This window comes from Xanthomonas sp. NCPPB 2632 (assembly GCF_041228075.2).
Lineage (GTDB): Bacteria > Pseudomonadota > Gammaproteobacteria > Xanthomonadales > Rhodanobacteraceae > Luteibacter.
Genome location: NZ_CM192979.1, coordinates 157,221 through 180,968, shown reverse-complemented (window position 1 = coordinate 180,968; position 23,748 = coordinate 157,221). Strand labels below are relative to the sequence as shown.

Below are 23,748 nucleotides of genomic sequence, written 5' to 3'. Positions count from 1 at the left end.
AGATCGGCCAGGGCCGCGACGTAATCCGCCGCGGGCATTATTTGCGCGGTTTCTTCCGCGCGCGCTTGCCGATGGTGGCCGCCTGCGGCGCGCCGTCGGTCGCCGGGCCGCCGCGCTCGCCCACGCGCTCCATCCAGGCCAGGTCGTCGACGTAGCCCAGGAAGTGCTGCAGGTAGCCGGGCGAGACATCGCGCATCACGCCCAGGGCGCGGTGCACCAGGGCCGACGAGTTCAGCGGACCGGCGTTCTCGGGCACCGGGGCCAGCGACTGGCGCAGCTGGCTTTCGGTACGCACCCGCGACCACAAGCGCTGGAAGTCGTCCAGCAGCGGCAGCTCGGGATACGACGAGGTGCTGCCGCGCTCGGCCGCGAGGGCGTCGACCAGCTGGCCGAGCGGGCCGCGAGGCAACGAGGGCGGCGGAGTCCTCACGGCGCGCCGGCGGCCGGCTTGGACGGCCGCAGCATCGGCGCGATCTCCACGCGGCGGTTCTGCGCCCGGCCTTCCTCGCTGGTGTTCGCGCCCACCGGCTGCTCCGCCCCGAAGGCGGCGGCAAACACGGACGACGCCGGCACGCCCGCGGCGATCAGCGCGCGGGTGACCGTAAGCGACCGCTGGGCCGACAGCTCCCAGTTGTCGACGAAGTGGCGATTGCCGTCGTGCACGGGCTGGTCGTCGGTGAAGCCGCTGACCATGAGCACGTCGTCGCGCGTCTTCAGGTAATCGGTGAGCGGACCGGCCAGGCTTTTCATGACTTCCTGGCCTTCCGGTTGTAGCTGGTCGGAATTGAGCGCGAACAGCACGCTGCCGCGGATGCCGATGCGGCCGTCCACCAGGGTGACACGGCCCGCGGCGATCGGTGCGGCCAGGGCCTGCTCCAGCGTCTGCCGGCGCTGCTGCTCCACCTGTTTCTGCTTCACCGCTTCGTCCAGCTTGCTGGTGAGCTGCAACTGCATGCCGATGACACCGACCAGGATCAGCACGAACGCGCCCAGCAGCACCGACATCAGGTCGCCGAACGCGGCCCAGATCGGCGTGCCGGCTTCGCCGTCGAGTTCGGCGTCGTCGCTCATGCGTCGGCCGCCCCGCTCGTGCGCTGGCGGGCCAGCTGCTGCATTTCCTCGATGATCTGCTTCTGCGACAACACGCTGAGGTCGACCACTTCCCTGGCCTGCGCCACGTAGTACGCCAGTTGCTCATCGCTGCGCGCCATCGCGCCGTCCAGTGCGCCGGCGATGTGCTGCAGGCGCTCGGCCAGGGCCTCGTTGGACTCGCCAAACAGTTGCACGGCGCTGCCGAAGGCCTCGCCCAGGCCGGCCACCTCGGCGGTGCTGCCGGTGAGCTGCGCGGCCACGGCGTCGAGCTGGCGCGCGCCGGCCTCCACCTGGTCGCCGAAGCGCGTGCCGACACGCTCGAGCAGGTCGGCGGAGGTGGTGACGAGCGCATCCACGGCGGTGCGTTGTTCGGTGGATGCGTGGTTGACGGCATCCAGCAGCGTTTCCAGCGTGGCCAGCAGGCGGTTGCGCTCGTCGAGCATGGCCGTGTCGCGCAGCATGCTGTCGGACAGTTTCTGGCGCAGCTCCGCGACCACTTCGGCCGCTGCGCGGGGCGCCTCGGCCGCGGCCTCCACCAGGCGTGCCATCTCGGCGATGGTCGCGCCGGCGTGGGCCTCGGTGCTGGCCGACACCGCCGTGGCCGTGCGCTCCAGCGTGTCGCAGATGGCCTGCTCGCGACGGATCGCGTCCGCAGCGGCGGCTTCCCACTGCGCCTGCAACGAGGCGGTCATCGCGGCCAGGGCGTCGCTCCACGTGGACAGGCGCGCGGCGTCGCGCGAGGCGAGCACGTCCTGCAGTTCCGCATGCGACTGGTTGACCGCGTGGACCAGCGAAGCGGTATGCGCGTCGAACGTCGCCGCAGCCGCCGCCAGCGCCTCGTGGTGTCGGCTGGCCAGCGCGGCGCCGTGATCGTCCAGCGCACCTTGCAGGTGCTGCACCAGGGTGGCGTTGCCGGCCTGCTGGCGGGCCAGGGCGTCGTGCCAGATCGTCGCCACCTCGGCGGTGCTTTTCGCGAAGCCGGCGGCGAGGCCGTCCAGCTGCGCCTGCACGGCGTGGGTCACCGTGTCGTGCAGTGCCGAGGTCTCGCGCGCCAGCCCCTCCATGGTCGCCGCCATCACCGGCTGGAACGCGGCACTGGCCGCCCGTGCGCTCTCGGCCACGCTGTCCTGCAGGGACGCACGGACCGACTCGGCCAGCCCCGTGTAGACCGTTGCCGTCGCGGCGTGGAAGGCTTCCTGGCTGGCCAGCTGGCGCTCGCTCGCAGCCACGCCCTGCTGCTCCACGCTGGCCATCATCGCCTGCAAACGATCGACCAGCGCGGGCATCACCTCGGTCTGCTGCTGCAGCAGGCGGAACGTTTCGTCACGCCGGTGCGCCTGCGAGAACACGCGCAGCGTGGTGGATGCCTTCGCATCCAGCGCCTGCACCACTTCCAGGCGCTCACGGCGAAGCAAGGCGGAGAGCAGGCCCAGCATGGCCGAGCTGGCCACGCCGGCGATCGACGTGCCGAAGGCGAAGCCCAGCCCCTTCACCGGCGCGGCCAGCGAACCGCGAATCGCCTGCAGGTCGGTGGCGCTTTCCAGCGCCAGCCCGGTACCGCGCAGGGTGGCCATCATGCCCAGCAGCGTGCCGAGCATGCCCAGCAACACCAGCAGGCCGACCAGATAGGGCGTGAGCGACGGTGCGGGCAAGGCCACGCGCTCGCCTTCGATACGCAGGCGCACCGAGGTGCGCAGGCCGGGGTGCAGGCGCTCCAGCCAGGCGCCCAGACCGGGCGGCGTGCCGGTCAGGTCGTCCACGGCGTGGCGCAGGCTGGACGTGGCCTGCCGGTACCGGTGCAGTTCCAGCGCGCCGGCCAGGTAACACAGGCCGATCAGCAGCGCGACGGCCGCGCCCAGCGGGTTGCTGCCCACGTAGCCGAAGCCGATCCAGCACACGGCCAGCAGGCCCACGAGGAAGACGGCGAGGTAGAGAGGAGTTCGGGACATGATTTCTCGGTTATCGGGTGGGCAGCGCGGCGAGCAGCGCATCCACCGGTTGGAAGCGAACGTGGAGTTCGGCCAGCAGCACGCTCTGCATGTCCTTGCGGAAGGTGTCCAGCCAGGCCGCGGTGCCCTCGGCCTGGGCCGCGATGCGCAGCCGGTCGAAGTGCCGGCCCAGCACGCCCGGTACCTGGCCCAGCAGCGCCTGCTCGCGCGGGCTGAGCGCCGCCTCCATGACGGCGTCGACCCCGGCCAGGCGCGCCATGTCGGCCGACACGGAGGCCACGCTGTCGCGCAGGCGACCCCGCAACTGGCCCGTCTGCGCCTGCATGGACCGCTGCAGCACCAGGTAACGCTGGCGGAACGGGGCGAAGTCGGCCAGGCCACCCGTGTCGTCGCCCGAGGCGACCAACTCGCGGGCGCCGGCAATGGCGCCGCCCAGCGCCTGACGCACCCGCGCGCATTCCGCCGCCTCGTCGGCCAGCGGACGGGATACGTCGTCGGCCACCGGCGCCGCCGTGCCGTCCAGCGCCGCCGACAAGGCAAGCGCGTGGGTCCAGTCGAGCCACTGGCTCAGCCGGTCCGGCAGGGCGATGTTCGGACGCGCGGTGTCGACGTCGGTGAGACGGGACAGCAGGCGGATGAACGTGGGGCCACGGACGCTTGTCCGCTGTACTCGTTGCACGGTGTCTGCTGGCGAAAAAACGCCCATTTTACACGCGAACGGTGGCGACCCATGGATCGTCGGCAAAAGCCGCCCCCTGGGATACCATCGGGGGTCTTCCAAGCGAGGGGATGGGTCGATGGGGATGGTTCGCCGACTGGCAGGCATGGCGTGCACGATGTGGCTGGGGACGGCGGCGCTCGCCGCCCCGTCGGCACCCGACACCGGCACCACCGGCGCACCCTGGTGGAAGCACGCCCTGGTTTACGAGATCTACCCGCGCAGCTTCGGCGACAGCAACGGCGATGGCGTGGGCGACCTGAACGGTATCACCGCCCACCTGGACGACCTGCAGAGGCTGGGCGTCGATACCATCTGGATCGCGCCGATGTACCCCTCGCCACAGGCGGACTTCGGCTACGACATCGCCGATTACGAAGCGATCGACCCGCAGTACGGCAACATGGCCGACTTCGACCGGCTGCAGGCGGAGGCGAAGAAGCGCCATCTCCACGTCGTCCTCGACATGGTGATGAACCACACCTCGGACAAACACGCCTGGTTCCTGGCCTCGGCGGCGTCGCGCGACAACCCCAAGGCCGACTGGTACGTGTGGAACGACGGCATCGATGCCACCGGCGCCACGCTGTCCGCCGTGCAGAAACGCAACATCCACGACGGCAAGGCACCGCCGAACAACTGGGAGTCGGTGTTCGGCGGCTCGGCCTGGCAATGGGTGCCCGCGCGCAAGCAGTTCTACTACCACCGATTCTACGTGCAGCAGCCGGACCTCAACTGGCGCAACCCGGCGGTGGAAAAAGCCATGTTCGGCGCGATCCGGTTCTGGCTGGATCGCGGCGTGGACGGCTTCCGGCTGGATGCGATCTCCACGCTGTTCGAAGACCCCCGCCTGCGCAACGACCCCATCCGCTCGGGCACCAATGCCCAGGGCGAGCCCAACCTGCAATCGCTGTACAGCGACAAGCTGCCCGAAGTGCACGGCGTGATGCGCCGGTTACGCGCCATGGTCGATGCCTACCCGGGCCAGCGCGTGCTGATCGGGGAAACCTACGAGCCCGACATCGCGCAGCTGGATGCGTGGTACGGCACGAAGGACGCCCCCGAACTGCACCTGCCCATGAACCTCCAGCTGGGCTTCGGCTGGCAGGCCAGCTTCGACGCGCGCTGGTTCCGCACGCGCCTGCAGGAATCGCAGCAGGTTCACGGGCAGCCGCTGCTGGTGGTGGACAACCACGACAACCCCCGCTCCATCGACCGCTTCGGCGATGGCCAGCACGATATCGCCCGCGCCAAGGTGGTGGCCGCCGCCTTGCTGACCTCGCGTGCCGTGGCCCTCACGTATTACGGCGCGCCCATCGGCATGACCACCGCCACGCCCACCCGCGTGGAAGACGTGCGCGACCCCGTCGGCATCACGGGCTGGCCGAAGGACAAGGGCCGCGATGGCGAACGCACGCCCATGCAGTGGACGGCGGGACCGCAGGCCGGGTTTTCGACCAACCCGCACACCTGGCTGCCGGTCAATCCCAACCACGTCGCGATCAACGTGGCTGACGAATCGGCACGACCGGACTCGCTGCTGAACTGGCACCGCCAGCTGATCGCCCTGCGTCGCGACAACCCCGCGCTGCACGACGGCGCCATGCGCTTCCTCGATACCGACAACCCCGACGTGCTGGTCTATCGTCGCGACGGTGACCGCCCGGTGCTGGTGATGCTCAACTTCAGCGGCAAGGCCCAGCCGCTGGCGAAGGGCCTGATGCCGGGCAAGGTCAGGACCCTGGCCGGCAGCGACGCATCCCTGCCTGCCACGGCCACGCTGGAGGGCGCACGCTTGCCCGCCTATGCCGCATGGGTCGTCACGCCCGACTGAGCGCGGCGACCACGCTGGGCGGTTACAGCTGCGCCGATGCCTTCCACAGGTCGGTGCCGCCGTCGCTGGCGTGCCGGTCGATCTCGGCCAGCTCGGCGTCGCTGAAGTCAAGTCGCTTCACGGCGTCCAGCGAGTTGTCCAGTTGCTCCACCGTGCGCGCGCCGATCAGCGACGAGGTGACCCGCGGATCGCGCAGCGTCCAGGCGATCGCCATCTGGGCCAGGGTCTGGCCACGTCCCTGGGCGATGACATTCAGGGCGCGGATGCGTTCCAGGTTGGTCGCGTTGAGCTGGTCCTTGCCGAGCGAGCCCTCCCGCGTGGCGCGTGCGTCGGCGGGGATGCCGCCCAGGTACTTGGACGTGAGCAGGCCTTGCGCCAGCGGCGAGAAGGCGATGCAGCCGGTGCCCAGGTCGTGCAGCGTGTCCAGCAGGCCATCCTCGATCCAGCGGTTGAACATCGAGTAGTTGGGCTGGTGGATGAAAAGCGGCACGCGCTCGTCGGCCAGGATGGCCGCGGCCTTGCGCGTCAGTTCAGGGGAATAACTGGAAATACCCACGTACAGGGCCTTGCCCTGGCGGTGCAGGTGCGCCAGCGCGCCCATGGTCTCCTCCAGCGGCGTGCTGGCGTCCACACGGTGCGAGTAGAAGATATCGACGTAGTCCAGCCCCATCCGCCGCAGCGACTGGTCGCAGCTGGCGATGAGGTATTTGCGGCTGCCGCCGATGCCGCCGTACGGGCCGGGCCACATGTCCCAGCCCGCCTTCGACGAGATGACCAGCTCGTCGCGATACGGCGCGAAGTCGCTGGCCATGACGCGGCCGAAGTTCTCTTCCGCCGAGCCGTACGGCGGCCCGTAGTTGTTGGCCAGGTCGAAATGGGTGACCCCGCGGTCGAACGCGCGGCGCAGGATGGCGCGGCCGGTCTCGAACACGTCGGCACCGCCGAAGTTCTGCCACAGGCCCAGCGAGATCGCCGGCAGGTCGATACCGCTGCGGCCGCAGCGGCGATAAGGCATGAGGTCGTCGTAACGATCGGCGGCGGCTTGGTAGGGCATGGCAGGGCTCCGGTTCACGCACGAAAAAAGGAATGGTAAGCCATGCGTGCGTGAATCCTTTATCCTGCCAAACCGCTACGGGAGCCGGGTGCAGGTGCCAAGCAAGGGCAGGACAACGCGGATGCCGCGCACGGCCACGTTCGCCTCGGCCGTGCGGCTCTGGTCGGGCATGCTGCTGGCGTCGCTGGCGGTGCTGGTGATCTCCGTGCTGCTGGGCGGGGCGGAGTCCACGGTGGCCGCCTCGTGGCAGGCGCTGTGGCACGACGGGGATACGCCGATGCACGCCATCGTGTGGGAGCTGCGCATTCCGCGCACCCTCGCCGCGTACGGCGTGGGTGGCCTGCTGGCGCTGTCCGGCTGCCTCATGCAGATCCTGGTGCGCAATCCGCTGGCCGATCCTTACACGCTGGGGCTGTCCGGTGGGGCGTCCGTCGGCGCGCTGGGCGCGATGCTGGCCGGCGCGGGTGCCGTCGTCACGACGCTGGGCGCCGCCACCGGCGCACTGGTCGCCTGTGTCGCCGTGTTCGTGCTCGCCCACCGCGACCTGCTGTCGCGACAGCGCGCCGCGCACCGCGAGGACGCCACCGACCTGATCCTGATCGGCGTGATGCTGGGCGCCGGGTTCGGCGCGGTGGTCAGCATGATGCTGGTGCTGGCGCCAGACCGGAACCTTCGCGGCATGCTGTTCTGGATGATGGGCGACCTGAGCGCCGTGGCCGATCCGTGGGTGCCCATCGCCAGCCTGCTGGCCGGCGTGCTGCTGATGGCACCGCTGGGCCGGCCGCTGAACCTGCTGTTGCGCGGCGAGGAATCAGCCAGCGCCCTCGGCGTACGGCCACCGCTGGTGAAGGCGGCGATCTTCCTCGTCGCCTCGCTGGCCACGGCCGTGGCCGTGACCACGGCGGGCACCGTCGGCTTCGTCGGGCTGGTGGTGCCACACGCGCTGCGGCGCCTGGTCGGCAACGACCAGCGCGTGCTGGTGCCCGCCTGTGCGCTGGGTGGCGGCATCGTGGTGGTCGTGGCGGACATGCTGGCACGCATCGTCGCCGAGCCCATCCAGCTGCCGGTAGGTGCGGTGATGGCGGTGATCGGCGTGCCCACCTTCATGGTGTTGCTGGTGGGCCGCCGATGAGCCATCGCCTGGTCGCCGCAGCGCTCGGCCTGACCATGGGCGGGCGGGAACTGGTCGCCTCCCTCGACATGACCGTCGATGCCGGCCAGGTCTGGTGCGTGCTGGGCCCCAACGGCGCCGGCAAGTCCACCCTCCTGCGCACGCTGGCGGGGTTGCGCCCGGCGGATCGCGGCCGCGTGTCGCTGGACGATCGTGACATCGCCGCCTGGCGGCCACTGGACCTCGCGCGCCGACGCGGCTTCCTGCCCCAGGCCGTGGTGGATGCGTTTTCCCTCTCGGTGATGGAGGCGGTGGTATCGGCGCGCCACCCGCGGCTGTCGTTCTGGGCGTGGGGCGATGACGACGCCGGCCCGGCCCGGCAGGCGCTGGAGACGTTCGCGCTGCAACCGCTGGCCGACCGCGACGTCACCACGCTGTCCGGCGGTGAGCGCCAGCGGGTGAACATCGCCACGCTTTTCGCCCAGGACGTGGACATCATGCTGCTGGACGAACCGCTGTCGTCGCTCGACCTGCACCACCAGATGAAGGCGTTGCATGAGCTGATGCGCGAGGCCCGCGTGCGCGGCACGTCCGTCGTCTACACCGTTCACGACATCAACCTGGCCTACCAGCACGCCACGCACGCCGTGCTGCTGGACGGTCGCGGCGGCGCCCTGGCCGGGCCGCGGGACGCGGTCATCACCAGCGCGAACCTGTCCGCCGCGTTCCACCATCCCATCCATGGCGTGACGCTCGGCGACGAGCTGTTCTTCCGCGCCGGACGCCTCGACGGAAATGCCCCATGAATCGTATCTGCCTCCTGCTGGCGCTGCTGTTCGCGCTTCCCGCCGCCGCTTCGGTGAGCGTCACCGACGACGCGGGCCACCGCGTGACGCTGGCGCAGCCGGCGCATCGCATCGTCAGCCTGGCGCCCAACATCACCGACGCGTTGTTCGCCGCCGGTGCCGGTGGCTACGTGGTCGGCACCTCGCGCTTCAGCGAGCACCCGGCGGCGGCGAAGAACGTCCCGGTGGTGGGCGATGCCACGATGCTGGACCTGGAACGCATCGTGGCCTTGAAGCCCGACCTGATCGTGGTGTGGCGCAGCGGCACGCCGGCCGCGCAGGTGGAGAAGCTGACCCGCCTGGGCATACCGGTGTTCTTCGCCGAGACCACGCGGCTGGCCGATGTGGCCGATGCTACCCGCCGTTTCGGCGTGCTGGCCGGCACGACCGCGGAGGCGGAGCGCAATGCGGAAGCCTTCGACGCGCGGCTGGCCGCCCTGCGCGCGAGGTACGCCGGCAAGACGAAGATCAGCGTGTTCTATCAGGTCTGGGACAGGCCCCTGATGACGATCGGGCATGCCCAGATCGTCGACGATGCGATCGGCCTGTGCGGCGGCCGCAACGTCTTCGCCGACCTGACCCAGGCGGCGCCCACCGTGAGCCGCGAGGCCGTGCTGGCCCGCGATCCCGATGTGATCCTCGCCGGCACCGACGCGGCGGAATCGCTGGCCGCATGGCGGAAAACCCCGTTCCTCGCCGCCGTGAAGCATGGCAACGTGATCGCCCTGGATGCACCCACCCTCGTCCTGCCGTCGCCGTCCATCCTGCCCGGCGTGGAAACGCTGTGCCGGGTGCTCGACCAGGCCCGTGGTCGCGCGCACTGAAGCCCCCTCGCACGACCTTGCGGTCGCCATCACATCGGCCTTCCTAGACTTGCTCCCGACCGCCCCGCAGACGGAATGTGACGTCTATGTCCGCTAACCCCGCCGATTCTCTTTCCGATCGATCATGGCTGGACGACGGCGGTGAAACGGGGGCGCTCATACAGGCGTTCGACTGGTCGCGCACCGCGCTGGGCCCCCTCGCCGAGTGGCCGCAGAGCCTGCGCACGGCCACCGGCTTGCTGTTGCGTTCGCCTGTGCCCATCGTGCTGTTGTGGGGCGAGCGGGGTTACATGATCTACAACGACGCCTACTCCCTGTTCGCCGGTGAGCGCCATCCCGCCCTGCTCGGCTCCGAGGTGCGCGAGGGCTGGAGTGAAGTGGCCGAGTTCAACGACAACGTGATGCGTGTCGGCCTGGCCGGCGGCACGCTGGCCTACAAGGACCAGGAGCTCACGCTACACCGCCACGGACGGCCCGAGCCGGCGTGGATGAACCTGGATTATTCACCGGTGATCGATGAATCCGGCCAGCCCGCCGGCGTCATAGCCACCGTGGTGGAAACCACCGAGCGCGTGCGCGCGGAACAGTCGATACGCGCCAACGAGGCACGCCTGCGTTTCCTGGACACGCTGCGCGAATCCACGGCCCGCTATACGGACGCGGACGCTCTGCTGGCCACGACCACGCGTATGCTGGGCAAGTACCTCGGCGTGTCCATCTGCGCCTATGCCGACATGGACGAGGACGAGAACGCCTTCACCATCCGTGGCGACTGGGCGGCGCCGGGATCGCAAAGCATCGTGGGGCGATACAAGCTCACCGATTTCGGACGCCGGGCCGTGACACAGCTCTCCATGGGCGAGGCGTTCGTGCTGAACGACCGCGATGCCGAACTGCCGGCTGACGAAGCCGAGGCCTTCGGCGGCCTGGGCGCCGCGGCCACGGTGTGCATGCCGCTGATCCGCGGCGGCCGGTTGACCGCGTTGATGGCGATCCACCAGCGCGAGCCGCGGGTCTGGCAGCCCGACGAGATGGCCCTGCTGACCGAAGTGGTGGAGCGTTCCTGGGCGCACATCGAGCGCGTACGCGCCGAGGCGGCCGTGCGCGATGGCGAGCGGCGCTTCCGCGAATCGCTGGAGGAAAAGGTGCGCGAACGCACCGCGGCGCTGATGCACGCCGAACAGGCCCTGATGCAGGCGCAGAAGATGGAAGCGCTGGGCAACCTCACCGGCGGCATCGCGCACGACTTCAACAACCTGCTGATGGCCGTGCAGGGCAGCCTCGAACTGCTGCGCGAGCGCATGCCCCCCGACCCCCTGCTGTTGCGCCTGGTCGACAATGCGCGCAGCGGCGCCGAACGCGGCGCGGTACTGACGCGACGTATGCTGGCTTTCGCGCGGCGACAGGAGCTGACCTCCGAGCGCGTCGACGTACGCCATCTGGTCGAAGGCATGACCGAACTGATGCAGCGCGCCCTGGGCAGCACCGTAATCGTCGAGACGCGCTTCGGCCCGCAACCGGCGGTGGTGGAAGCGGACGTGAACCAGCTGGAATCGGCCCTGCTCAACCTGGCGGTCAACGCACGCGACGCCATGGACGGCGTGGGCACCATCACCATCGCCACCGACGAGGTGCAGGTGCCCGCCGACGATGCCGCGCTGGCGGCGGGGCGTTACGTCCGCCTTTCCATGACCGACTCCGGTTCGGGCATGAGCGAAGCGACCCTGAAACGGGCGACCGAGCCGTTCTTCACCACCAAGGGCGTGGGCAAGGGTACGGGGCTGGGCCTGTCGATGGTGCACGGCCTGGCCGAGCAACTGGGCGGCACCCTGATCCTGTCCAGCCGGCCCGACGTCGGTACCACGGCGGAAATCTGGCTGCCCGCGGTGACTGCGCAGACGCCTGCCGCCACGCCGGGCCGGACGACGGAACCGGCGCCCGCCGTCGCCGGGACGGCGGCCCCGGACGAGGCCCGGGTGATCCTCGCCGTGGACGACGACGACCTGGTTCGCGCGACGACGATCGAGATGCTGGAAGCGATGGGCTATCGCGTGCTGGCGGCGCGCTCCGGTGCCGAAGCGCTACGGCTGCTCGAGCGCACGCGGGTGCATCTCGTGGTGACCGACCATGCCATGCCGCAGATGACCGGCACGCAGCTGGCGCAGCGCCTGCGCGAGGTCGACCCGACCCTGCCCGTGGTGCTGGTGACCGGCTACGCGGACATCGCCGGCGGCGCCGCCGACGACTTGCCCCGCCTGGCCAAGCCGTTCACGTACGCGGCGCTCACCGAGACGGTGGCGCGGGCCTTGCCGCGGGCCTGAGCACGCCACGGCGGCCACGCGCCTTACGGGTCACTTGCCTTTGGGCGGCAGGCGGTAACGCTGCTTGCTGTAGGCCCAGCTGGGCCACAGGGCATGGGCAAGGGCCGTCTTCTCGAGCGAGGGGTCGACCGCTTCCGGCTCCAGCTTCTCGCCGTCGGCCGAGTACTCATGGTCGAGCAGGTAGTGATACTGGGTCGGCGCCTGGTTGGGCCGCAGCACGATCAGCTGGTCGCCCTTGAGGTAACCGTAGTTGTCGCCGTACTGCATGATCGCGCGGTCCGGGTAACGCTGCGTCAGGTCCGCGCCCAGCATGGGGTGCTCGCTGCGGATGCCGATCAACGACAGCAGCGTGGGCGCCAGGTCCACCTGGCTGACGATGTGCTCGTCTTTCTTCACCGGCACGCCCGCGCCCAGGATCAGCGCCGGGATATGGAAATGACGCACCGGTACCAGGCTGGCCCCGAACACGCGGGCATCGTGGTCGGCCACGATCAGGAACACCGTGTGGTTCCAGTACGGCGACTGCTTGGCACGCTCGAAGAAACGCCCGATCGACCAGTCGGCGTAACGCACGGCGTTCGCGTTGCTGGCCGGCTCGCCCTCGGGCGTGATGCGGCCCGACGGATATTCCCACGGCGTGTGATTGGACACGGAGAAGGCGACGGTCAACGTGGGTTTTTCGCCGTCGTCCAGCAGCCGCTGGTGCAGTTCGTTGAACATGTCCTCGTCGGACGCACCCCACGAGCCGACGAACGCGGGCTTGGTCTTGAAGGTGGCGCTGTCCACCACCTCGTTGAAGCCGTTGCCGTAGAAGAACGAGCGCATGTTGTCGAAGTGGGCTTCACCGCCGTAGAGGAAGCGCGTGTGGTAGCCGAAGGTATCCAGCAAGGCGCCGAGGGTGAAGAAGTCGCGCTGGCTGCGCGGCAGTTTCAGCACGGCCTCCGCCGGCGTGGGCATGAAACCCGTGGTGACCGCCTCCAGGCCGCGCGCGCTGCGCGTGCCGGTGGCGTAGGTGCGCTCCAGCCACCAGCCCTCGTTGGACAGCTTGTCCAGCTCCGGGGTGTAGCCCGCGCCGCCCAGGCTGCCGACGAACTGCGCGCCCAGGCTTTCTTCCAGGATGATCACCAGGTTGAGCGGCTTGTCGCCCTGCCGCGTCGGCTCCTGGCGGTGCAGGCTGGGGTATTGCGGATCGAGCGGCGCACCGTCCAGGCCGGCCGCACGGCGCACGATGGCGTTCATCTCGTCGTCCGGCATCTTGCCGTACACGGCCGACGCCGAGCGTTCGTTGCCCAGGGCCAGGGCGGCGTTGAGCACGTTGTAGAGCGAATTCAGCGGCAGCGTGTTGACCATCGCGTCGTTGGTGAAGGCCACCTGCGACGCGTTCAGCGGACGATGCTGCAGGGTGCCGCGCGCGGCCAGGAACAGCACGGCGAAGGTGAGCACCGTAGCCACCGGGCGCATCCATCCGCGTACGTGCCGGCGGTCGGGCTGGCGGGTGGGCAACAGGCGGAAGCCGATCCAGGCGATCAGCGCGAAGGCGATCAGGCCCAGGCCCACCGACAGCTTGTAGCCGTTCCACAGCATGGCCGCGACTTCATGCGGGCTGGTGAGGTATTCGAAATAGAGCCGGTTGGGCCGCGTGTCGTATTCGACGATGAACTGCGGCGTGGACACTTCCAGCAGCGCATAGAGCAGCCACCACAGGCGCAGCCACCAGGCCGCGATGCGCGTGGGCCAGCGCCGGTGGCCCAGCCACGGCGAGAACAGCGCCGGCAGGGCCACCACCATCGCAAGCAGCGAGAGGTCGATGCGCCAGCCACCCAGCAGCACGGGCCACAGGCCGCCGGCATCGTGGACGCGGGTCCACTGCCAGGCGGAAAGCGCGACGCGCGAGAGCGTCAGGAAAACGAGGACGACGGCGATGAAACGCCAGGTGAGCTTGCGCACGATGGAGGTCCGGAGCAGGCGCGGCGGGTCGCCACGCGTGTGAAAATGCCAGGTTACAGGCGCATGACTTTACACTGTGCGCCCGACGAACGACTTACGGCCGGCTTTCGGCCCGCCGCACGAGGATCTTTGCGATGTTCAGACTGGCCGAGGCGACGCCGATCGCCACCGGGCACGTGCGCGAGGTGTACCAGCATCCCGACCGACCCGACCTGCTGATCAAGGTGATCTCGGGTGCGTCCATCGAGGAGCGCTGGAACGCCGCCCCGTGGTATCGCCGGCTGGCCCGCAGCGGCCCGTACAAGGATTTCGTGCGCGAGTTCCGCGAATACGTCACCGCCATCCATACCGGCGGCTACGACAGCGTGCCGATCGCCCGCGTGGTCGGCCTGGAGATGACCGACATCGGCCTGGGCCAGGTGGTCGAGAAGGTGCGCGGACCCGACGGCGGCCTGGCCATCACGCTGCACGACTGGGTGAAGGCCGAAGGTTTCACCGCCACCACCCAGGCCGAGCTGGAGGCCTTCCACGCGCGCCTGCTCGCGCACAACGTCATCGCCGCCGACCTGCACGCCTGGAACGTGGTCTACGGCGAGGATTCGCGCGGCGGCGGTACGCGGCTGGTGATGATCGACGGCTTCGGCGAGAAGAACATCATCCCGCACTGCTCGATGAGCCGCGCGCACAACGCCTCGCGCACCACAAAGAAATACGAGCGGATGCTGAAGCGCACCCGCGCCGAGGCGCCTTCCCGCTGACACCCGCCCATGCCTAAGGCTGCGGCGTGCAGCCCGGCCGGGACGCCGAGGCCGGCAACAGGAAATAATCCAGGTGGTTGGCCGTGCCCAGCCGTTGCGCCTGGCCGCTCACCACGCAGCCGTCCAGTGCCTCGTCGGTCGCCAGCAGCCAGCGGTGCGCCGGATCCTGCGCCTGCCACGCACGGGCCTCGGCCAGCTGCGCCGGGGCGCTGCGACTGAACCCGAATTCCTTCACCGGGCGCACGGCCTGCAAGAGGTTTTCCTCACGCCACAGCACCAGGCCCAGTTGGCCGTCCGGGCCGATCGCCTGGTCGGCCCGTTGCATCACCTGCCGGGCCGATTCGTTGTCGTTGAGCGCCGGGTAGGTCATCAGCGGCCATGCGATCCAGCCGGCCGCCATGCCGGCCAGCAAGGCGAGCACGCCCCGACGCGACCGCCCCACGGCGGCACAGACGAAAAACAGCGCGCCGATGACGACTAGCGCGATCCACAACACCTGCCCGCCATCGGCCAGTTCGTAGCGCGCCGCCATTTTCTGCGCGGCGCGGGGATGGGCCAGCAACGCCCACAGGCCCACGCCGCCGAACACCAGCCCGCAGGCGAGCGTGATAGCGAACGCCAGCCGTTGCAGCCAGCGCGCCTTGAGCAGGTCCTGCAGGTAGGGCGCAATGGCCAGCGCCAGCATCGGCAGCGCGGGCAGGATGTAGATCGCCCGCTTGCCGCGGGGGATGGAGAAGAACACCAGGATCAGCAGGCAGGACACCAGCGGCATCCACACGCGCGGCTCGCGCAGGCGCAACGCGTCGCGCCAGCGCGGCAGCATGAGCGGGACCAGCAGCCACACCGGTAGCCAGTCTTGCGCGATGACGCCGAGGAAGAACCACGGCGCCTCGGCGTGCTGCCAGGAATTGGCGTAGCGCTCCGCGGTCTGCCGGAACAGGATGTCCTGCACGTAGGCCAGGTATTCGGGCGTGCGCAGCCCGTAGGCAGCCACCAGCATCGGCGCGAGCCACAACGATATCGCCAGCAGGAAGGCCAACGCACCGCCGGCCCAGCGCCAGCCATCGCCCTGCGTACGGGTGATGCCGGGCCACTGGCGGACGCGCATGACCACGTACGGCAGCAGCATCAGCAGGGCGACGATGCCCACCCCCTTGGTGATGACGCCCAGGCCGGCGGCGAAGCAGCCCAGCCAGTACATCCGCCAGTCCGGGCCGCGCAGGCAGTGCACGAGGATGCCGACGTTGCCGGCGGTGATCCAGAACAACGACAGCGGGTCGATCTGCGCGTGCCGGATCACGTCGATGAACTGCATCGTCGCGAGCACGAGGATCGCCGCGTACAGGCCGATGCGGCCGTTCCACAGACGACGCCCGGCATACCCCACCAGCGCCAGCGTGCCCAGGCCGGACAGCAGCGAAGTCAGCAGGAAGGCGCCACGCCAGCCGCCGGTCAGCCACATCCACGCGGCTTCGGTCCACATCAGCATCGGCGGCTTGTCGGAATACAGCTCCGCGCCACGATGAGGGAACAGCCACTGGCCGGATTCGAGCATTTGCCGGGCCACCAGCGCGAAGCGCGGCTCGTCCGGCGGCCAGGGGTCGCGCAGGCCGATGCCCGCCGCCAGCACGGCCAGGGCGATAAGCATGAACCAGGCGAAGTCGCGGCGGGATCGGTCGTCGTTCGAGTGCATGGATGGCGCGGGCTGCCCAGGTCGGGGGCCATCGTAGCCGACCTTTCCCGGACTGCGCTGACGATTGGCTTACCGTTTTGCGGCAGACGGCATTTCAATTTTCCGCCGCCGGCACGTCTAGGGTGTTCGCCGGTGCGGAAATCGGCGCTCGTTCCTGCCCGTACGGGCGTCGATTTCCCACCGTGCGACCATAGATTCCCGTCCCATGAATGCGGTCAGACAACCCATGGATCGATCCGAGGCGGACGCCTCACCCGGCGGGACGCGTGCCGCGCAGGTAGTCGGCCTGTTCCGCGAGCACAATGCCGCCCTGGTGGCCTTCCTGCGCGCCCGGCTGAATTCGCTGGCGGATGCCCAGGAAGTGGCCCAGGAGGTGTACCTGAAGCTGCTGGCGCTGGACCCCGCCACGACGATCGACTCGCCCCGCGCCTTCCTGTTCCGCGCGGCCGCCAACCTGGCCGTGGACCGCCTGCGCATGCGCAACGTCCGTGCGCTGGCGCCGGTGGACCCGGACGCCGACGACTGGCACGTCACGCCGATTCCCGAGCAGCACGCCGCGGCGCTCGAGCAGTGGCGCGACCTGCGCCGGGCGCTCGACGAGTTGCCGCCGAAGACCCGCCGCGCCTTCGTCATGCACGTGATCGACGGTCGCGCATTCGCGGATGTGGCCAGGGACATGAAGCTCAGCGAGCGCATGGTGCGCTACCACGTCGGCAATGCCCTGGCGCATTGCCGTGAACGCCGCGATCGCGCGGAGAATCCTTGATGACCGCCATGCCCAGCGCCGATCACTCGCTCGAACACCGTGCCGCCGACTGGTGGGTGCGCCTGCGCGCCGCCGATCTCCCGGAGCGCATCCTGCTGGAATGGAGCGACTGGCTGGAGTCCGACCCACGCCACGCCGAGGCCTTCGCGCGCGTCTCGGCACTGGCCGAGGAGGTCGGCGGCATGCCGCCGTCGATGCGGGAGCGTTTCATCCAGCGGTATGCACCGGCGGCACCGCCGCGCTCCCCGCGTGCGCGCCTTGTCCGCGTGGCGGCGGCCATGGCCGCCCTGGTCGTGCTCGGTGCCGGGGCCTTCCTCCTGTGGCGGCCCCTGCCCGGCGTATCCGCCGGGCACTATGCCAGTGAGCGGGCCGGCCACCGCGACATCGCCCTGCCCGACGGCTCCCGTATCGAGATGGGCGGGGCCACGTCGGTCACGGCACGCTACGGTCGCGACGAGCGCGCCATCGACCTGGACGCCGGTGAAGCCTTCTTCCAGGTGACCCACGCCGAACGCCCCTTCGTGGTCAACGCGGGCCCGCTGCGCATCCGCGACCTGGGCACGGCATTCAACGTGCGGCGTACGGGCGACCGCGTGACGGTCGCGGTCACCGAGGGACGCGTCCGCGTGTCGCCCTCCGCGGCGCACGGCGAGGATGGCACCGTGGAACTGGGCGCCGGCCGCGAAGTCTCGTTCGATCCCGCGACCCAGGCCATGCGCATCGTCGATGTCGATCCCGCCACGGCCACCGCCTGGCGCGCGCACCGCCTGGCGTTCGTCGACGAACCACTGTCCTCGGTGGTGGACAACATCAACCGCTACAGCGCACGCCCCATCCACATCGCGGACCCGGCGCTGGGCAGGCTGACGTTTACCGGCACGGTGCAGGTCGATACCATCGACAGCTGGGTATCGGCGCTGCCGCGCGTGTTTCCGCTGCGTGTGGATACCTACGCCGACCGGCTCGAACTCACCCGTCAGACCGCCATGACGCGGGGTACGCAGCCGCGCTGACCATTCGCCCGGGGCCGCAGGTGTTGCAGTATTCGCTTCGCGGGCGCCGGCGCATGCTTACCGGCGCACTCGCGCTGACGCTCGCCGTCCGCGCCGCGCAAGCCATCGGCGCGCCTGCCGGCGCTTCCGCGGGAGCGACGCGGCCGTTCGCCATCGCGCCGCAGCCGCTCACCACGGCACTGCTCGCCTGGGGCAGGCAAGCCAACGTGCAGGTGCTGACCGCCTCCGGCTCGATCGCCAGCTGGCGTTCCGCCGGTGCCCAGGGGCTGCTCACCCCGGATGCCGCCCTCGACCAGCTGCTGCGGGGCACCGACCTCGAGCGCGAGTCCTACGATGCCAGCACGGTCGTGGTACGCCAGCGCCAGCAACCCGGCAACGCGACGCCGGCACCCGCCGATCCGGCGGTGGCGTTCGATCCGGGCGCCGTGGTGCCGCTGGCCACGGTGGACGTCCAGGGCCTGGTGCAGGACGTCGGCTTCAAGGCCGACACCACCCGCAGCGCCACGCGCAACGACGCGCACCTGATGGACGTACCGCAGTCGATTTCCGTGGTGACCCGCGACGCGATCGCGTCGCAGCAGGCGGTGGGTATCGGCGACGTCGCGCGCTATGTCGCCGGCGTGCAATACGTGGACGGCTACGGCGGCGCGCCGCTGTTCCTCATCCGTGGTTTCGACGCCGGGCACGGCATGACCGACGGCATGCCCAACGGCATCGCGCGCACGGAGGACCTGCCGCCGCTGATCGGCATCGAGCGCGTGGAAGTGCTGCGTGGACCCGAGGCCATCCTGGGCGACGCGTCGCAGAACAACAACTTCGGCGGCTCGATCAACGTGGTGATGAAGCGGCCCCAGGCGGAGCCGGTGCGCACGCTCACCTATTCCGCGGGCCGCTACGACGGCGGCCGGCTGGGCGTGGACCTGGCCGGCGCCGCATCCACCGATGGCTCGGTCACCTACCGCGTGGTGGCCGCGGGACAACGCGGCCAGACCACACCCCGTGGCGATGGGGGCGGTCGCGGCGCCTACCTCGCACCGTCGCTCGCTTGGGCCGGTGAGCGTACCCGCGTGATGGGCGGCGTGGAGTTCGTCGACAACCGCGTGCCCGGCCCGGAGCACACCGTGCTGCTGGGTCCGTCGTTGTCCGCGGCTTCGCCCTACCGCTCCGTCCCGGGCACGCCGGGCGACACGTCGACGTATCGCACCGGCCGCGCGGTGTTCGAGTTCGACCATGCGTTCGACGACTGGACCCTGCACAGCCAGGGCCAGTACGTGCGCCAGCGCAGCAACGGCAACAGCTGGTCGTACGTGTCGAGCGAGTTCGGCACCCGCGACGCCGTGCTCTCGCCGGTGGCGCGCACGTTCCGCTACACGGGCACCTACTGGACCTGGCAGAACGACCTCACCCGCCGCTTCGGGCAGGGTGACGTGACACACACCGTGTTGCTGGGCTTCGACCTGGCCCGCACCCATGCGGGTGACGGCGGCAGCGGCAGCACCACCCAGACCGATGGCAGCGACAGCGAGACGGTCGGCGACCGCGAGGCATTCGTCGCAACGCGGCCACTGGCCTACGACCTGCGCACCGGCACGGCATTTTCCGCGCGGTTCAACGCCTTGCTGGCGCCCGTGAGCACCACCGTGCAGACCCTGGGCGGATCGTGGCAGACCAACGCCGGCGCCTACCTGCAGGACCAGATCGTCATCGGCGACCGCTGGAACGTGCTGGCCGCGTTACGGCGCACCACCTACCGGCTGGAAACGCACTGGACCGACGGCAGCCCGCGCACCCTGCGCAAGGCGCGCTGGATTCCGAAGCTGGGCGTGGTCTACAAGCTGTCGCCGGAGGTAGCCCTGTATGCGGACAGCTCCACCGGCTTCCAGCCCGATCCGCTGCTGGGCAAGGACGGCCAGCCGTTGCCCGTGGCCACCTCCCGGCAGCTGGAGGCGGGCGGCAAGTTCGAGCTGTTCGATCATCGCGCCCGCCTGACCGCCGCGGTGTATCGCATCCGCGTGGACCACAGCGTGGATCTGGTCTCGCCGGAGGCCCCGTTCTTCGCCACGCCCGGCCCGGGCCAGACCAATTGCGGCGTGGAGCTGGAACTGTCCGGCCGCATCGCCAACGGCCTGGACGTCATCGCCAGCGTCACCGAGGCGCGCATCCACAACAACGACGATACGCGACCCACCGGCTCCCCACGCCACCAGGCGGCCGTCTGGAGCAGCTATCGCTTCGGCGACGGCGACATCAAGCCATGGGGCGTCGCCGCGGGCGTCCTGGCGCGAAGCCGCAGCATCGGCCGCACCAGCAACGACGGCCAGTATTTCGGCATTCCCGGGCAGGCCAGCGTGGAAGCGAACGTGTCGCGCTACGGGGACCACTGGCAGCTGACGCTGGGCGTGAAGAACCTCTTCGCCCGCACGCTGTACGCGGTGAATTTCGACGAGACCTTCGTACCCATCCGCCAGGGCCGTGTGGTGCTGCTGACCGGCTCGTACGATTTCTAGGCGCCACCCGTCCGGGTGAACGCCTGCAAGGCCACGGCGCAGGCGTCCTGGCTGAACGCCGTGCGCGCCTCGTCGAGGGCGGCCGGCGCCCCGAGGGGAATATCATGGCAACCGCCCGCCCCGGGCACGCCGCCATGCCGCTGCCAGAATCGGTCGTAGGCGGCCAAGGTCACGCCGGCCCGACGATCCAGCGGATGCGCGTGGTGGGACACGCCACGCACGCGCTCGATCCCGTAGTGGCTGGCCAGCGAACGGATCAGCGCCAGCAGGAGGTCGCGCGGACGCAGCCCGCCGGTAGCCCGGGTGAACCGGCCGATGGCTTCGCGCCCGAGGTAGGCCCACGAGCCGCGCATCGCGCCGATCAACAGGCCCTCGGCGCCACCGAACGTGATCGTGCAGGACGAAATCACTTCCTTGCCGTCGTTGAGCAGGAACAGGCCCAGTTCGCCCGTGGCTTCGTCTTCCGGCGCGCGCGCATGCAGGTAGGCCACGTTGCCGTCGCCGAGCGGCAGCGTGGCCAGGCGCACGTCGTGCCCCCGCACCAGCCGTTCGCGCAGGCGCTCGGGACACTCCCGCGCAATGAAGCGGTAATGCGCTTCCACCAGTCGCGCGCAGGTGGCGAGGTCGAAGTCACGGGAGATGTAGTGCCGCTGCCAGCGCTCGTAGACCCGGGGATTCAGCGCCGCCGCGGCCCGCAAGGTGCGCGAGCGCCCGACCAGGTCCAGCCAGGCGGTCTGGCGACGGAACGCGGCCAGCGAGCGCAACAGGTACGCCAGCCGCGGCTCGGGCGCTGCGCCCTGCCGGCGCAGCGCCGCACGTCGCCGAAGATGGTCCAGGGCCAGCACCAGCGCGGCCCTCGGCGGCCGAGACCCGGCCCGGGCATGGGTGAGGTCGCGCATCGCCTGGGACGGGGGGTAATGCGTCTGCATCTACCCATGACGTTCGGCGGGCGCCGGATTGAAATCGCCTGCGGGTCTCTTACCTGACCATCGTAGGCCCGCCCACCGGCGGAACCTGATCTTGCTGCGGGGCTTGCTGTTGCTGTTGCTGCTGCTGTGCCTGCACTTGCTGCTGGGCGTTGTGCTGGACGTTCACAGCTGCGTCCCGGCTGCTTTGCACGATCGGAGTCTGGATGGCCTGCATCACGTCGACCTCGGTGTATTGCTTGAATGGGGATTTGAGATCCCCTTGAACAGCCCACCCACGGTGACCATCGTCGCTCAGGACGACATGGTCAATGCGGTGGTAACCGGCGGCGATGGCTGCCGAGGTCAGGTAACCCGCAAAATTCTGCGTATGCAGACCAGGCGCACGACCTTGGCTCTCGTCAATGCGCGCCACGCACGCATGTGCCTGCTCGTAGATCCCATGGGCTGGGTGGCGGGCATCCAGCAGGGTGGGAACATCTTGGCGGTGCAATTTGGCGTCGTCGATGGCCGCCCTGGTTGCTGGGCCCGCCACGCCATCTGCTTTCAAGCCGTGTGCCAGCTGAAAAGCCTCGACAGCTTCCTTGGTGCGAGAGCCAAAGTGTTGGTCGGGTCGGATGGCGCTTCCATCGCGAGCCGTGAAACCGAGGTGGGCGAGGTCGGTTTGAAGTGCGCCAACAGCCGTGCCGTGATCGCCTTGCCTGTGAGCGCGATGCACGCCCGCATGACCTTGCGCAGGCGCGGCGGTCTTGGGATGTGTACCAAGGGCTGCCCGCAGTTGCTCATCAGTCAAGGGTGGGGATTGAATGGTGCTGCCTGCCTTCCAGTACTCAGCACGAGCAATGCCATCGAGCAGGGCATTGCGCTCGTCAGGATTCATGTCCCGGACTTTCTTGCCGTGCAGATCGTGGCCTTCGGCCAACGCCGTTGCGTAGATCGTCTTCGCCTGCGTGTCGTGGTGCGTGGTACCGCTGTAGTCCGCCTTGGAATACCCCTTAACCAGATCTTCGACGGTGTGGTCTGCGTGCTGGTCGACTACGAGCTTCTTTTGAGCCTCGCGTCCCGCCTCGTAGCTCTCGAAGACGGCGTTCCCCCAATGGTCGAGGGCGACTATTCCCTCATATCTGGATTGCGCCTGCTCCAAAGCTTTTTCTTTCGAGCGGCTAGTGTGGACCGTCTTGTCGGCACTTCCTTCGAATTCGAACTTGAGATTGCCCGGGTTGTTATTCCGCCAGGACACTGTCCCGTCTTGTGCGGTCACCCAGGTGCTGTCTTCCATCTCGAAAACGCGAGTCATACCCTGACTTGCCACGAGACGAGTCACCTTTTTCTCTGACACAACGTCCATATTTTTTCCTTGAGAATGGCCCTCAGGCCGTCAGATACCCTTGTTGCAATCGGTGCGAACTTCTTTGCATGCCTGCCCACCTGCAGCATTACAAGCGGCAAGGGCACGCGTCACAGCTTGCTTTTCGCCTTTGACATCGGTCGTTGCGCCACCGAACGAGCGAGCCATCGAGTCCCGCACAAGGGAGATGCAGCCGTCCTGCTGCTGGATTAGCACGGTGCAGTCCTGCTTGTTGCAATCCCCCTGCAATTTCTCCCAAACCGAATCGGGGTTGGGGTTGCCATGCATGAACATGAACTTCCCGTTTTTGTGGTTGACCACAAGGGTGTTGAGGAAAACTGGCACCGACCATTCTGCGTCCATGTCTTTGGCAAGACCCGACATGGGGAGCACGAGCTTCCTGGATCCTGCCTGTCCACGCCCCGCAACCACGGTTTCCCGAACTGCTTTCATCACACGCCACTGGCCCGACTGTCTGACCAAATCCAGGAAAGTCGTCGAGGGCTTCTCACCGCTGTCCATCTGCTCGATATGAACATGTCCTGGTACCACCTTGACGTAGTCACCATCGAACGGATCGTCGTGGAATTGGCTGCATTTCGAGCAGGCGATGAGCTTGTCGCTGGAAAAGTCCGGAATGAATTTGCCTTTCTTCTTTCCAAACATCACCAGGGTTCGGTGGTTGACTCCATCCTTGTCCGGTGCGGTCTCGAATACGGCCACTGCGTCTGCGTCGGGTTGGTCGCCGCTGGTCGTGAAGGACACTAATGTGGTGCCGGTCGGCGCAGTTTCCGCTACCTCCGGCGGCGCGGGAGGTGTGCCCTTGGAGGCAGAAGCGGCAAACGCGGGCACCGTAGCGACTATCAAAGCCAGTGCGGCCCATCGAGAAATCCGTGTCATCGCCACATTCCGGTTGGGAAAGTTCGGAGCATAACCGAGGCTCCACCGATGATCGATCCTCACCGTACGAAGGCTTGGAGGGGTTGGGCTCCGGGGCCGCCTGAGCTGAGGGCTGCTCAGTCCACGGATGCACGATACCGGC

The 23,748-nt window shown here is 68.9% G+C and carries 19 protein-coding genes; 9 read left to right on the top strand and 10 right to left on the bottom strand.

Annotation, left to right across the window (positions count from 1 at the left end; all coding sequences use genetic code 11):
- Positions 1-37: 37 nt before the first annotated feature.
- The 4 genes from AB8808_RS00720 to AB8808_RS00705 are packed head-to-tail and all read right to left on the bottom strand — an operon-like array spanning position 38 to position 3,747.
- Positions 38-430, bottom strand: a complete 393-nt coding sequence (locus tag AB8808_RS00720) for a DUF2894 domain-containing protein (RefSeq protein ID WP_369925881.1) — start codon at positions 428-430, stop codon at positions 38-40.
- Positions 427-1,071, bottom strand: coding sequence for an OmpA family protein (locus AB8808_RS00715; protein WP_369925878.1), 645 nt, complete (start codon positions 1,069-1,071; stop codon positions 427-429). Before AB8808_RS00715 ends, AB8808_RS00720 begins: the two co-directional genes overlap by 4 nt.
- The gene (locus tag AB8808_RS00710) at positions 1,068-3,041 is read right to left on the bottom strand and encodes a DUF802 domain-containing protein (RefSeq protein WP_369925877.1); all 1,974 of its coding nucleotides are present in this window, start codon (positions 3,039-3,041) and stop codon (positions 1,068-1,070) included. The genes AB8808_RS00715 and AB8808_RS00710 overlap by 4 nt, the downstream gene beginning before the upstream one ends.
- A 10-nt stretch (positions 3,042-3,051) precedes the next feature.
- Positions 3,052-3,747, bottom strand: a complete 696-nt coding sequence (locus AB8808_RS00705) for a DUF3348 domain-containing protein (protein ID WP_369925876.1) — start codon at positions 3,745-3,747, stop codon at positions 3,052-3,054.
- A 91-nt stretch (positions 3,748-3,838) separates the two neighbouring features.
- On the opposite strand from AB8808_RS00705, the gene AB8808_RS00700 reads away from it, so the two are divergent.
- A complete protein-coding gene (locus AB8808_RS00700; RefSeq protein WP_369925874.1) occupies positions 3,839-5,593 on the top strand; it encodes a glycoside hydrolase family 13 protein in 1,755 nt (584 codons plus the stop codon).
- Between the two features lie 22 nt (positions 5,594-5,615).
- Here AB8808_RS00700 and mgrA read toward each other — a convergent pair whose 3' ends face one another.
- A complete protein-coding gene (gene mgrA / locus AB8808_RS00695) occupies positions 5,616-6,647 on the bottom strand; it encodes an L-glyceraldehyde 3-phosphate reductase (protein ID WP_369925872.1) in 1,032 nt (343 codons plus the stop codon).
- 121 nt (positions 6,648-6,768) lie between these two features.
- On the opposite strand from mgrA, the gene AB8808_RS00690 reads away from it, so the two are divergent.
- The 4 genes from AB8808_RS00690 to AB8808_RS00675 all read left to right on the top strand — a co-directional run bounded on the left by AB8808_RS00690 (position 6,769) and on the right by AB8808_RS00675 (position 11,748).
- Positions 6,769-7,779 (top strand): FecCD family ABC transporter permease, encoded by a 1,011-nt coding sequence (locus AB8808_RS00690; RefSeq protein WP_369925870.1) that lies wholly within the window; start codon positions 6,769-6,771, stop codon positions 7,777-7,779.
- Positions 7,776-8,564 carry an ABC transporter ATP-binding protein gene (locus AB8808_RS00685; RefSeq protein WP_369925868.1) on the top strand — a complete coding sequence of 263 codons (789 nt, stop codon included), beginning with the start codon at positions 7,776-7,778 and terminating at the stop codon, positions 8,562-8,564. The genes AB8808_RS00690 and AB8808_RS00685 overlap by 4 nt, the downstream gene beginning before the upstream one ends.
- On the top strand, positions 8,561-9,427 hold the full coding sequence (locus AB8808_RS00680) for a cobalamin-binding protein (protein ID WP_369925866.1): 867 nt from the start codon (positions 8,561-8,563) through the stop codon (positions 9,425-9,427). The genes AB8808_RS00685 and AB8808_RS00680 overlap by 4 nt, the downstream gene beginning before the upstream one ends.
- Positions 9,428-9,513: 86 nt before the next feature.
- Positions 9,514-11,748 (top strand): response regulator, encoded by a 2,235-nt coding sequence (locus tag AB8808_RS00675; RefSeq protein ID WP_369925863.1) that lies wholly within the window; start codon positions 9,514-9,516, stop codon positions 11,746-11,748.
- A 30-nt stretch (positions 11,749-11,778) separates the two neighbouring features.
- On the opposite strand, the gene AB8808_RS00670 is transcribed toward AB8808_RS00675, so the two are convergent.
- Complete coding sequence (locus AB8808_RS00670; protein WP_369925861.1) at positions 11,779-13,695, bottom strand: LTA synthase family protein; 1,917 nt, start codon at positions 13,693-13,695, stop codon at positions 11,779-11,781.
- A gap of 134 nt (positions 13,696-13,829) precedes the next feature.
- On the opposite strand from AB8808_RS00670, the gene AB8808_RS00665 reads away from it, so the two are divergent.
- Entirely contained in the window at positions 13,830-14,453 is a 624-nt protein-coding gene (locus AB8808_RS00665; RefSeq protein ID WP_369925859.1) for a YrbL family protein, read from the top strand.
- Positions 14,454-14,466: 13 nt separating this feature from the next.
- On the opposite strand, the gene AB8808_RS00660 is transcribed toward AB8808_RS00665, so the two are convergent.
- The gene (locus tag AB8808_RS00660; protein ID WP_369925857.1) at positions 14,467-16,146 is read right to left on the bottom strand and encodes an ArnT family glycosyltransferase; all 1,680 of its coding nucleotides are present in this window, start codon (positions 16,144-16,146) and stop codon (positions 14,467-14,469) included.
- Between the two features lie 226 nt (positions 16,147-16,372).
- Here AB8808_RS00660 and AB8808_RS00655 point away from each other — a divergent pair, with 226 nt between their 5' ends.
- Genes AB8808_RS00655 through AB8808_RS00645 form a run of 3 tightly spaced genes read left to right on the top strand, consistent with a single transcriptional unit; the run spans position 16,373 to position 20,432 of the window.
- Positions 16,373-16,912 (top strand): RNA polymerase sigma factor, encoded by a 540-nt coding sequence (locus tag AB8808_RS00655; protein WP_369925855.1) that lies wholly within the window; start codon positions 16,373-16,375, stop codon positions 16,910-16,912.
- Positions 16,912-17,925, top strand: coding sequence for a FecR family protein (locus AB8808_RS00650; protein ID WP_369925854.1), 1,014 nt, complete (start codon positions 16,912-16,914; stop codon positions 17,923-17,925). Before AB8808_RS00655 ends, AB8808_RS00650 begins: the two co-directional genes overlap by 1 nt.
- Positions 17,926-17,978: 53 nt before the next feature.
- Positions 17,979-20,432, top strand: a complete 2,454-nt coding sequence (locus AB8808_RS00645; RefSeq protein WP_369925853.1) for a TonB-dependent siderophore receptor — start codon at positions 17,979-17,981, stop codon at positions 20,430-20,432.
- Here the strand turns inward: AB8808_RS00645 and AB8808_RS00640 are convergent.
- The 3 genes from AB8808_RS00640 to AB8808_RS00630 all read right to left on the bottom strand — a co-directional run bounded on the left by AB8808_RS00640 (position 20,429) and on the right by AB8808_RS00630 (position 23,606).
- A complete protein-coding gene (locus AB8808_RS00640) occupies positions 20,429-21,361 on the bottom strand; it encodes a DUF535 family protein (protein ID WP_369925851.1) in 933 nt (310 codons plus the stop codon). The genes AB8808_RS00645 and AB8808_RS00640 overlap by 4 nt on opposite strands.
- Before the next feature lie 49 nt (positions 21,362-21,410).
- Positions 21,411-22,655, bottom strand: coding sequence for an XVIPCD domain-containing protein (locus AB8808_RS00635; RefSeq protein WP_369925849.1), 1,245 nt, complete (start codon positions 22,653-22,655; stop codon positions 21,411-21,413).
- An 81-nt stretch (positions 22,656-22,736) separates the two neighbouring features.
- Positions 22,737-23,606 (bottom strand): DUF4189 domain-containing protein, encoded by an 870-nt coding sequence (locus AB8808_RS00630; RefSeq protein ID WP_369925847.1) that lies wholly within the window; start codon positions 23,604-23,606, stop codon positions 22,737-22,739.
- Positions 23,607-23,748: the final 142 nt, after the last annotated feature.